This window comes from Flavobacterium kayseriense, assembly GCF_014305095.1.
GTDB classification, from domain to species: domain Bacteria; phylum Bacteroidota; class Bacteroidia; order Flavobacteriales; family Flavobacteriaceae; genus Flavobacterium; species Flavobacterium kayseriense.
Window position 1 is genome coordinate 586136 of sequence record NZ_JACRUI010000002.1, and the last position, 12161, is coordinate 598296.

7 protein-coding genes are annotated in these 12161 nt (G+C 34.4%); 3 read left to right on the forward strand and 4 right to left on the reverse strand.

Annotated elements, in window-relative coordinates:
* Nucleotides 1-444: 444 nt before the first annotated feature.
* Nucleotides 445-906, forward strand: a complete 462-nt coding sequence (locus H8R22_RS09050) for an Mpo1 family 2-hydroxy fatty acid dioxygenase (protein ID WP_187010116.1) — start codon at nucleotides 445-447, stop codon at nucleotides 904-906.
* A 308-nt stretch (nucleotides 907-1214) separates the two neighbouring features.
* Nucleotides 1215-7712, forward strand: coding sequence for an alpha-2-macroglobulin family protein (locus H8R22_RS09055; protein ID WP_187010117.1), 6498 nt, complete (start codon nucleotides 1215-1217; stop codon nucleotides 7710-7712).
* 64 nt (nucleotides 7713-7776) lie between these two features.
* On the opposite strand, the gene obgE is transcribed toward H8R22_RS09055, so the two are convergent.
* The 4 genes from obgE to hpt all read right to left on the reverse strand — a co-directional run bounded on the left by obgE (nucleotide 7777) and on the right by hpt (nucleotide 11469).
* Nucleotides 7777-8778 (reverse strand): GTPase ObgE, encoded by a 1002-nt coding sequence (obgE, locus tag H8R22_RS09060; RefSeq protein ID WP_187010118.1) that lies wholly within the window; start codon nucleotides 8776-8778, stop codon nucleotides 7777-7779.
* Nucleotides 8779-8916: 138 nt separating this feature from the next.
* Nucleotides 8917-10191 (reverse strand): hemolysin family protein, encoded by a 1275-nt coding sequence (locus H8R22_RS09065; RefSeq protein ID WP_187010119.1) that lies wholly within the window; start codon nucleotides 10189-10191, stop codon nucleotides 8917-8919.
* A gap of 152 nt (nucleotides 10192-10343) precedes the next feature.
* A complete protein-coding gene (locus H8R22_RS09070; RefSeq protein WP_187010120.1) occupies nucleotides 10344-10916 on the reverse strand; it encodes an adenylate kinase in 573 nt (190 codons plus the stop codon).
* Between the two features lie 22 nt (nucleotides 10917-10938).
* A complete protein-coding gene (gene hpt / locus H8R22_RS09075; protein WP_187010121.1) occupies nucleotides 10939-11469 on the reverse strand; it encodes a hypoxanthine phosphoribosyltransferase in 531 nt (176 codons plus the stop codon).
* Between the two features lie 115 nt (nucleotides 11470-11584).
* Between hpt and H8R22_RS09080 the strand changes: the two genes are divergently transcribed.
* Nucleotides 11585-12115: a hypothetical protein gene (locus H8R22_RS09080; protein ID WP_187010122.1), complete on the forward strand. Its 531-nt coding sequence runs from the start codon at nucleotides 11585-11587 to the stop codon at nucleotides 12113-12115.
* Nucleotides 12116-12161: the final 46 nt, after the last annotated feature.

Here is a 12161-nt window from a genome sequence, read left to right on the forward strand (position 1 = left end):
TTTAAAGGATAAATTAAGTTTTGTATCACATAAAAATGCTAAATATTGGCATACAACAGTAAAAAAATTAATTTCATGAAACAGAGAGAAACAATGATTTCCAACACAATCTTATCGTCTGTAGTTTATAAATTATAAAATAATTAGATTATTACTGCCTCTCTTGGTTATCAAAAGCATAATATGATCATACTTACAATACCAAAAACAACGCCAAAAACGACCTTTAGTACAATATACAGTTTTATTTGGGAATGCCCCGCCAAGAAAGCGGGTCGGGCTATACGCTGCAATCTTTTTTCGGTAAAACCTCAAAAAGGATTTTCGCTGCTATCCCTCATTCAATTTTGCATTCTACACTTGCGCACAAATTACTTATGCCTTCACTCCTAAACTTCTTTCCTTGTTTTTAAGTTTTTTTGCTACATTAGTAAAAAATAAAACATGAAAACATTAGCGCAATGGTTCGAAGAATATGGCGTAAGTCATAAAAATGTAACGAACAAAAAAATTCATTACATCTGTGTTCCTCTAATCTTTTTTTCGGTAGTTGGTTTATTCATGAGTATTCCTAACCAATCACTTACACCACTCGCTGCTATTCATCCCGTGATTGCAAATTGGGCATTTATCATTCTTTTATTTGTACTCCTCTTCTATTTTAGATTATCCTTAAAAATGGGATTGCAAATGCTAGTTTTTACTAGTTTATGCCTAGCAGGAAATTACATAATTGCGCAGTTTTTTCCCTTACTATGGTTCTCAATAGGCTTATTTACTATAGGATGGGTTGGTCAGTTTTACGGACACAAAATCGAGGGTAAAAAACCTTCATTTATTAAGGACTTACAATTTCTTTTAATTGGTCCTGCATGGGTGATTCATTCCGTTTTTACCAGAAACTAAAAAAAATTCTGCTATCATTGTTACGAGATGGCTTTTGCTATCGTTTACAAACCAATACGCTTTTATAATACCTACGGTGATTTCCTCCTGTTACGCGAGGGAATCACTTTATTGTTTATATTCTAAAAGCAAAACCTAAATAAGCAATTCGAAACCTTTGAGCGATTTAGAAAAAAAGCATCTAACATATTTATAAAAAGTAAGAAAAAAGAATAAAATAATTCTAATAATCTCCCTAAAAAACAGTAATTTGTTCCCTTGTTCAAACTAGCGCAATTGCATCAACAATCCCTTATGATATCGTACTTATGAAAAACATATTTCTTCTTTTACTTTTTATTTCAACGACCGTTTTTTCGCAACAGTTTGATAAAAAATGGAGCGAGGTTGTGGCAAACGAAAAACTAGGCAAGATAAAAACAGCTAACGAAATTGTTAGAACCATTTATAAAAAAGCGGCAAATAAAAAAAACGAAGTAGAAATCATAAAATGCTTTTTCTATCGCTCTAAATACAGACAGGTTTTAGAGGAAAATGCCCAAACTAAAATTATAAATGATTTGAAGCAACAAATCACAATAGTCTCTACTCCCTCAAAAGCAATTTTAAACTTAATTTACACTAGGTCCTTACAAGATTATTACAATGACAACCGCTACCTAATTCAGCGACGAACCAATTTAGTTTCTGATAACGAAGATTTCTTAACTTGGTCATCAATTAACTTTGAGAATAAAATGCAACTGAGTATTGACGCAACTTTATCTGACGAAACCAAGTTAAAAAACACACCCTTAACCGACTATCAAGCTATTTTTGACTTTTTTACTCTTGATAAATTTAAAAATCAAAACCTCTATACCTATCTACTAAAAGAAAACATACAATTCTATACCTCAAAAATCAGTGTTTGGGATTTTAATCAAGCAACCTTCGAAACGAAAAAGAACAACTTATTAGGAACAACAGAAGATTTTACCAAACTAAATCTGGATTTCATTACCAATGAAAAACTAAGCAAGACCCTTACCTACTATCAAAAATTAGAGAATACCGAACCTACAATAGAAAACATTTTAAAAAGGCTGCAATTTTGTAATGACTATTTGATTAAATCAGATCAGGATTTACTAATCAGACTAAAACAAATTAAAGAAAAACTAAGACAGCCATCAGAAAAACACCTTGTTAATTTACAAGTTGCTCTACTTTATGCAAAAAACGCATCAAAACAAACACATCCTGACTACAATGTAAAAGCGATAACGTTATTGGATAGCATCATTACCGCAAAAGATCATTCTAATACATATAAAAGAGCTATTCAGAAAAAGGGAGAAATAGAATCTAAATCCTTAACTGTTCAGCTCCAAAAACAGCTTTACAATAAAGAAAATTCAAGAGCTTTTATTAGTTATCAAAATACTAACAACATCATTATTTCCTATTACAAAATACCTAACACCACTTTTAATGCTTTCGAAAGCAACTACAGAAACAGAGATAGTTTAGCAGCTGATATCAAGAAAAACACAAAACTAAGTACGACCACAATATATGAGCTTATTGATAAGAAAGACTATTTTGAATATACAACGGAAGTACTGCTACCGCAGCTAACAACTGGAAATTATCTCGTGTCTTTTGAGAGTAAAAATGAATTAAAGGAAACAAAAGGCTATGGTTATGAGGTCATAACAATAACCAACTTATCCTTACTTGCCTCAAGAAATGACCAAGTCGAAAACTATACGGTGCTTGATAGAAAAACAGGTAAACCTCTAGAAAGTGTTACTATCAAATCGAACCATTTTACAATAACAACAAACGCTAATGGTCTAGCGACACACACCAAAATTATCGACTATAAGCGCAATTATGAGAATTCCTCACTCGTGGTGAGTACAATTACTGATACCTTATCTTTAAATAATAACTACCTCAGCTACCAAGACGATTATGATGTAGAGGACAAGGCCAATTTTGAAGGTAAAATTGAATTCTTTTTAGATCGTGCTATCTATCGTCCCGGACAAACAGTATACTACAAGGGAATTGCTTATCAAAAAAAAGACAACCAATCGACAGTTGTTCCTAAGACTAGCTTTGCAGTAACAATTAATGATCCTAAAGGAGCTGAAGTCAAAAATTTTGATGTTGTTACAAATGATTTCGGTTCTTTTTCGGGAGAATTTATTTTACCCACAACGGGCTTAACCGGAAGCTATACCATGCAAGCCGACGAACCAAACGATTATGAAAAAGACGTTTCCTATAATCTAGAAAGAGATGAGCATCCGTTTTGGGACAATGTTGATTTTAACTATTCGACAATTAATTTTAATGTCGAAGAATACAAGCGACCAAAATTTGAAATCATAATAGAGCAAATAAAAGAAACCGTTTTAGTAAACCAATTAATAAAAAGTAGTGGTATAGCCAACGCTTTCTCTGGTAGTACTATATCACACGCTAAAGTTGCGTATACAATCGAACGAATAGTTACTAACCCTATCGCCTACCGTTACGGCAGATATGAAAAGCCAGAAATCATTACCACTACAACTACTGAAACTGATGCTAACGGGAAATTTAACATCGAATTTGTGGCCTTACCATCACTAGTTTCTAAAAGTACAGAACAACCTGTTTTTAGTTATTGGATTACAGCAAATGTTACTGATGTTAACGGCGAAACTCGCACAGTACGTAAATTAGTAGCCAAAGTAGGTTACCACGCACTCGAGCTAAAAGCCACAGTTAACAGTAAAATCGAAACAGCAAACCAAAACAACGTTACACTCTCAAGCGAAAATTTGAATGGGCAATTTGTGCCTACAAAAGGGCAAATTAAATTGTATTTAATTAACCCTACAGTTCCTAAATTTAAAACGAGAGTATGGCAATACCCTGATTTTACCACCATTTCAAAAACCGAATTTGATCGTCTATTTCCATATGAAATAAATAGCGACCCCAACAGCGCCAAAGAAATTCAACCTAAATTATTGTTCACTAAAACCGTAGACACCAAAACAGATAAAACAATTCCGCTAGATTTCATCAAAAACTATGAATCTGGAAGTTATAAAATTGTCTTTTCAGCAGTAGATGAATTCAAAAATAATGTGGAAACCACAACTGAATTTCAAATTCAGCAGTCAGCGACAAAATTCACTCCTAATGAACTATTTACAGTCAAACAAATCAATAAAGATCCTAAAAAAGACGGCTTTGCTCGATTAGAAATCCTGTCAGTCATCGACACGCTACACATGAATATCGTTGCGAACTACTCTGGTAAAACCTATTACCAAAACAGTATAATGTCGCAAAACCATACAACAAGTCTTGTTATTCCTATAAACAAAGAATTTGAGAACGATATCAAAATTGGTTTTGAAACTATTTTTGAAAACCAATTATTTACAAAAGAATTAAGTGTAGCACTGCAAACAGTTGATTCCGAATTAAATTTCGAAGTAGAAACCTTCAGAAACAAAATAGAGCCTGGAAAATTAGAGAACTGGTCCTTTAAACTAAACGCAAACCACACCACGAATGAGGCAGAAATACTTGCATCTATGTATGATAGGTCTTTAGATCAATTCACCATTACGGACTGGAGAACGCTTGGATTCCCAAATTATAACCCCAATTATATAAACACCAGAACAGCTTTAGGTTTTGATAAAACGTATACCAAACTGCGAAATTTAAAAAATAAAGATGTACTAATCACACTTTATAGCGAAAGAACGCAACTAATGTGGTTTGGTTTTAACTTTAGTAAAATTCAAAACAAATACACACTTAATGAATATTACAAACAGCTTGGTAGAAAAAGTAAAGTTCCTTTTAATGTCAAAGTGATTTCAGGAATTGTTTCTGATGAGTCAGGACCACTTGCTGGCGTGTATATAAACATAAAAGGAACGGACAGATTTACCTCTTCAGATTTTGAAGGGTATTTTCAAATAGAAGCTGTTGAAGATGAAATACTTGTCTTCAATTACATAGGCTACGAAAAAAAAGAGCAAACAATTAGTTCTAATTCACTTGACGTGGAACTCAAACAAGACAACAACAACCTTGAAGAGGTTGTTGTAATAGGCTATGCCACGAAAAAAAATAAGTCATTAACAGCAGCAGCAACAGAAATAGTTGCTGAAGCTGACAATCAAATTTATAATATGGCAGGAATTCCTGAAGGATTAGCAAGTATTGCTCCTGGATTAAAAATTCGAGGAGCAAGCTCAATAAACGGTTCTCCAGATGTTCTATATATTATTGATGGAGTTGAAACTACGGCTGCTGAGGCCACTAGTATAAATCCTACTGACATTCTATCTGTCGAAGTATTAAAAAATGCCAAAGCCGTCGCACTTTATGGAAATAAAGGGAAGAATGGCGTAATTGTATTTACTACGAAAAAAGCAATCGAAGCATTGACTCAGGTAAAAGCACGAACGAATCTTGCTGAAACCGCTTTTTTCTACCCTACTATAAAAACAGATAAAAACGGAAAGTTTAGTTTTAGCTTCACATCACCTGAAGCACTTACGGCTTGGAAATTACGCTTGCTTGCGCACAATAAAAATGCGGTAAGTGGCTATTTAGAGAAAACCGTAATCACACAAAAAGAATTAATGATTGTGCCAAATTTCCCTCGTTTTTTTAGAGAGAAAGATACCATTACCATCATGGCAAAAATTGCTAACACTACCAAAACACCCAAAGTTGGTCTGGCGATTTTACAGCTATTTGATGCAGCAACCATGCAATCAGTAGATGCAAAAATGTTAAATATAAAAGCTACACAAAACTTTAGCTTGAGTGCACTCGGAAATACTACAAGCAGTTGGAAAATTGTTATCCCCCAAGGAATGCAAGGCGTACAATACCGCATTTTAGCAAAATCAGGTAACTTCTCTGATGGAGAGGAAAATATAGTCCCTGTGTTAACGAATAGTATGTTAGTTACAGAAAGTATACCTGTTTGGGTTCGCGAAAACACAAAGAAAGAGTACTCTTTTGAAAATTTAAAAAACAACACCTCAACAACGTTGCGAAATCATCAATTTACGCTAGAATACACTTCAAATCCTACTTGGTTAGCATTACAGTCTTTACCGTACTTGATGGAATACGAACATGAATGTGCAGAGCAAACTTTTGCTCGTTATTATGCCAACGCTTTAGCAACGACGATCATCAATAGTAATCCTAAAATCGCTATCGTATTTGATCATTGGAAGGAAAACGGAAAATTGAAGTCTGCCCTTGAAACAAACGAGGAATTAAAGTCGATTATTCTAGCAGAAACTCCTTGGTTAAATGATGCAAAATCAGAAGAGGAGAAGAAGCAAAAACTAGCGACTCTATTTGATTTAGATAAAATGAAGCAAAGCCAAGAGGCTACTTTCGCCAAATTAAAACAAAAGCAGCAACCTTCAGGTGCTTTTAGTTGGTTTGATGGTGGTGGTGATAATGAATACATCACTAGACACATTCTGTCTGGTTTAGGCCACCTCGAAAAAATACAAGCAGATTCCATTTCTAGTTCTAAGATTAAAGCGATTACAAAAACAGCTATCCCTTACATCGACATACAGTTTTTAGAACAATACAAACGCACCGTTTCTAATTTAAAAAAGAACGACAAGTTAGTTTGGATAAATCCTAGCTCAGAACTACATTACCTCTATACGCGTTCTTTTTATCTGAGCAAATATCCTTTATCAGACACACTAAAAAAGGCAACAACAACCTACTTAAATAATATAGAGGATAGCTGGCTAACCTATTCATTATACGAAAAAGGAATGGCTGCGTTAGTACTACATCGTTTTGGCGAAAAAATTACTGCTAAAAAAATCATCGAAAATCTAAAAGAGACTGCTTCTACTAATGAAGATTGGGGAATGTACTGGATTGCTAATAAGGCGGGCTGGTATTGGTACCAAGCACCAATAGAAACGCAAGCCCTGTTGATCGAAGCTTTTACAGAGATAAATAACGATACAAAATCAGTTGATGCAATGAAAGTATGGCTTTTAAAAAACAAGCAAACTAAAAACTGGCCCACTACCAAAGCCACTACCGAAGCCATTTATGCATTACTACTACAGGGCAGCGATTGGTTGAGTGTTAAGGACAATACGGTGATAAAAATAGGTGATGACAAAATACTTACGAAGAAACTATCGACAGAGACTAAAGAAGCCGAAAGTGGATATCTAAAAATCAACTGGAAAGCGGATGAAATTAAAAAGGAAATGAGTTCTATTTCCATCGATAATAAAAGTAAGGTTCCTGGATACGGTGGCTTGTACTGGCAATATTTTGAAGAATTAGACAAAATAAAAAGCAACACCGCTACTAGTCTAACTGTTTCAAAGGAATTATACGTGAAGAGTACTACTACTCAAGGAGATCAATTGCAGCAAATCACAACAGCAAGGTCACTTAAGTTAGGAGACTTAGTCACCGTTCGTCTAATTATCAAGGCAACCGAAAACATGGAGTTTGTACATCTAAAAGATATGCGAGCGTCTTGCTTTGAACCTATCGATGTTTTATCGAGCTACGAATTCAAGTCTGGTTTAGGATTTTATAAAAGCACTAGAGATGCAGCAACGCATTTCTTTTTTGATCAAATTAATAAAGGTACTTATGTTTTAGAGTATGACATCAGAGTAAATAATTTAGGTGATTTCTCTAACGGAATTTCTACTATTCAAAGTATGTATGCACCAGAATTTTCAAGTCACACAAAAGGAATACGAGTACAAGTGAAGGAATAAAGAATAAAAAAAATCCGCTTCAAACAATTTGAAGCGGATTTTCTATTTTAAATCAGAAAACTAATTAGTCGTTCAACATTTTCCAAAGTTTATCTTTCAACTCTGTCAACCCAATTTGAGCTACTGAGGAAATAAACATATAGGGAACCTCCTTGAATGAAACATCGAGTTCTGCTTTTAGTTCTGCTCTTAATTCATCATCTAGCATATCTATTTTAGAAATCACTAACAAACGTTCTTTATCCAGCATTTCTGGATTGTACTTCGTTAGTTCATTTACTAAAATATCGTATTCTCCTTTAATATCTGGCGTATCTACTGGAACAAGGAATAGTAAAGTCGAATTTCTCTCGATATGCCTCAAGAAATAATGACCTAGACCTTTTCCTTCAGCAGCACCTTCGATAATTCCAGGAATATCAGCAATTACAAACGACTGAAAATCTCTGTAAGCAACAATTCCTAAGTTAGGCTTCAAAGTTGTAAAAGGATAGTCAGCAATTTTTGGCTTAGCCGAAGTTAATACTGACAATAAAGTTGATTTTCCCGCATTAGGAAACCCTACTAAACCAACATCAGCAAGAACTTTAAGTTCTAGAATCACATCCATCTCAGTACCCGGTAATCCAGGTTGAGAATAACGAGGAGTTTGATTCGTCGAGCTTCTAAAGTGCCAGTTTCCTAAACCACCTTTACCTCCTCTAGAAAGCACTTGCTTTTCACCGTCCTCAGTAATTTCAAACAAGATTTCGCCTGTTTCTTTGTCTTTTACTACGGTTCCTAGTGGTACTTCTATAAATTTATCATCTCCATCAGCTCCTGTACTTCTATCACCACTACCATCACCACCATTACCCGCTTTGATATGACGTGCAAATTTTAGGTGAAATAAAGTCCAAAGACCCTTGTTTCCTACTAGAAAAACGTGTCCTCCACGACCTCCATCTCCTCCATCAGGCCCTCCTTTTTCAATAAATTTCTCTCTGTGTAAGTGCGTAGATCCTTTTCCTCCTTTACCGGACGAAACAAATATTTTTACATAATCTACGAAATTCCCTTCTGTCATAACTCTTTATTTAATTGTAACAATTTATAAAAACTAGTTGCTAAAGCACTATAACCTTATAAATTATCATTTTTATGCCTTTGATTGTTAATCGCCTAATCTTTTAAGCGCAACTATCAAATTGTATTCTTTATACTTTTATTTACGTAATGATTTCACAATCACTTTATCAATCTTCACTCCATCCATGTCTATCACTTCTAGCTCAAAATGATTCCATCTCAGCTTTTCTCCTTGTTTTGGTATATGTGACAACTCAGTCATTATTAATCCGCTTACAGTTGTGACATCATAATCACTAATCAAATCATCTAACTCAAAATAGGTTAGAAAATCGTGTAATGAGTAATGACCATCTACTAACCAGCTACCATCTTCTCTTTCTATTAACTGAAAATCATCTTTATAAAACTCCGCTGCGTCACCTACCAAAGCTTCTAAAATATCATTAAGAGTAATCACTCCTTGAAAGCTTCCGTACTCATCAGATACAAAAGCATAGTGAATTCCAGTTTTTTTAAATTGCTCTAAAGCAGTATAGGCTGTAGTATGCTCCATCATAAACGGAGGATCTGTTATTATGTTTAGTAAGCTAAAATCAGGATTATCAATTGTAGCAAAAATACTTTTCAAATTAGCGACACCTACAATATCATCATAGTTTTTGTTGAATACTGGATAGATCGAATGAAGCTCTTCCAACATAGATTCTTTTACCGCATCTTTATTAGCGCCTACTTCTAAAAACACTACCGATTTACGATGTGTCATTAGGGAGTTGATTTTTCGGTCTCCAATATGAAAAACACGTTCTACAATATCTTGTTCGATTTCCTGTACTTCACCACCTTCAGTTCCTTCTTTTATAATCGCTTTAATTTCCTCTTCAGTTACTTTTCCGTCTGCTGAAGGTCGTATTTGTAATACATTCAATAGAAATTCTGTGGAGTGCGTCAACAACCAAATAAAGGGTGCCGTCACAATTGAAACCACTTTCATAGGCATTGCTACTTTTTTAGCAATCGCTTCAGGATGATTCAAACCTATTCGTTTTGGCAACAACTCTCCCAATACCAAGGAAAAAAAAGTTAAAATCACCACTACTATTCCCACTGCAATAGTAGGTGCGTACGGTTTTAAAACCTCAAAAGAGCTAACAAATAACTGAACATCCGTTGTAATTTTATCACCACTGTATATACCTGTTAAAATACCAATTAGGGTAATCCCTATTTGAACTGCAGATAAAAACTTGTTTGGTGCATTAGCCAACTCTAATGCAATTTGTGCACTTTTATTCCCTTTTTTTGCAGCAGATTCTAATCTGTTTTTTCGTGCTGAAATCAACGCAATTTCAGACATCGAAAAGAGTCCGTTTAGTAAAATCAGAAAAAGTATGATTAGTATTTCCATATTTTTTATAGCCCAGATGGAAGCAAAAAGTGCGAAACTCGTAAAACTTCATTTTTCTCTATAAAAAAGAGCGACCAGCGGAAGCTCCTTTATTATGGTAGAAAATTAGTTTTATGAGCGAGAACTTGCCGCGTACAGCTGGAAATAGCTTCTTATAAATTATCTATAACTTCGCTTAAACGAAGGGTAATTTCATCAATAGACCCAATTCCGTTTACAGCATAAAATTTTCCTTGCTCTTTATAATACCCCATCAAAGGAGCTGTTTTCTCATTGTATTCTTGGTAACGATTTCTTATTTTTTCCTCGTCTTGATCGTCTGGTCTACCTGATGTTTTACCTCGATCTAGCAATCTAGCTACTAGTATCTCATCATCCGCTTCTAAAGCGATTGTTGCCGTAATGCTTTCAGATTTTGAAGCCAAAAATACATCCAGCGCTTCTGCTTGAGAAAGTGTTCTAGGAAAGCCATCAAATAAAAACCCTGCTGAATTAGGATTATTGTCTACCTCAGCTTGCAACATTTTAATAGTTACATCATCTGGTACAAGTTCTCCTTGATCCATGAAGGTTTGTGCTAATTTGCCTAAATCCGTTCCGTTTTTAATATTATATCTAAAAATATCTCCAGTAGAGAGATGTGTTAGATTGTATTTTCCTTTTAAAAATTCTGCTTGAGTCCCTTTTCCGGCTCCTGGTTTTCCAAATAAAACAATGTTAATCATAATGTGTGTTGAGTAGTTGTAGTTATTCTTTTAGTTTGTATACTTCGGGTAAATTTCTACCAAGTCCATCATAGTCTAGACCAAATCCTACGATAAATTTATTTGGAATACGTATCCCCACATAATCGATTGGAAAGTCTTTTTTATACGCTTCAGGTTTAAAAAAAAGTGTAGCCACTTTTAATTGCTTAACGTTTTGCTTGTTAAATATACGGTGTAATTCTTCGATGGTATTACCGGTATCAACAATATCTTCGATGATTACCACTGATCTACCTGAAAGATCTTGATTGATTCCAATTAATTCTTTAACATCATTAGTTGAACTTGTACCTTCATACGAAGCCATTTTCACAAAGCTTAATTCACATGCTCCTTTGTAGCTTTTCATAAAATCAGAAGCAACCATAAAAGATCCATTTAGCACTCCTATAAACACAGGTACTTCATCTTTAAAATCAGCTTCGACTTGCGCTGTCATTTTTGTAATAGCATGGGCGATTTCTTGAGCAGAAAGGAACGGAACAAATTGTTTATCGTGAAGTTGAATCATTATTTTTAATTTTAAAATAATGTGCAAAGATAGTTATTTCTCATTAGGGAATTTAGTTTTAAAAGTATAAGAATAGCTTACATTTGAAAATAATATCATTTTTTCTAACCTTAATATGAAAGACCTGCTACTTACGAATGCAATTTGGGCAAGTAATTTTGCGGTTATTAGAGTTGAAACAGCGCAGTTAGTAATCACAAACGAAGAATTATTTCCCCAATTATTTGCACTTGCAATTGATTCGACCAACGAAAACCACAACAAAGCGTGTTGGATTTTAGAAATCGTGCTTCATAAAAGACTCCCGTTAATAATCGATTATCTTCCGGAATTTTGCAGTACTCTTTCTGTCTTTACAAATGATGGCGCGACTCGTGCTATCGCAAAAGTGTGTATTTTCATCAGTCGTCATCTTTCATTGACTGCCACACAAGAGCGACAAATTACTGAGAGCTGTTTTGATTGGCTCATAACTGCAAATAAAAAAGTGGCAACAAAGGTATATGCAGCAAGGGCTTTGTATGAGCTAGGCAAATCAATAAAATGGATTTATCCCGAATTACAACAAATTCTCATCGAAGATTACCCCAAGCACTCTGCTGCTTACAAGGCTGCTGCTAGAGAAATTTTGAAGAAAATAAAATAGCATTTTTTGCTTTGACGTATATAAAGTATCTTTGCTTGCAACAAAC

Bases quoted from the DNA above. Each gene is read 5' to 3' on its own strand.
- H8R22_RS09050 (WP_187010116.1), top strand. From the start codon at position 445: ATGAAAACATTAGCGCAATGGTTCGAAGAATATGGCGTAAGTCATAAA.
- H8R22_RS09055 (WP_187010117.1), top strand. From the start codon at position 1,215: ATGAAAAACATATTTCTTCTTTTACTTTTTATTTCAACGACCGTTTTT.
- obgE (WP_187010118.1), bottom strand. From the start codon at position 8,778: ATGACAGAAGGGAATTTCGTAGATTATGTAAAAATATTTGTTTCGTCC.
- H8R22_RS09065 (WP_187010119.1), bottom strand. From the start codon at position 10,191: ATGGAAATACTAATCATACTTTTTCTGATTTTACTAAACGGACTCTTT.
- H8R22_RS09070 (WP_187010120.1), bottom strand. From the start codon at position 10,916: ATGATTAACATTGTTTTATTTGGAAAACCAGGAGCCGGAAAAGGGACT.
- hpt (WP_187010121.1), bottom strand. From the start codon at position 11,469: ATGATTCAACTTCACGATAAACAATTTGTTCCGTTCCTTTCTGCTCAA.
- H8R22_RS09080 (WP_187010122.1), top strand. From the start codon at position 11,585: ATGAAAGACCTGCTACTTACGAATGCAATTTGGGCAAGTAATTTTGCG.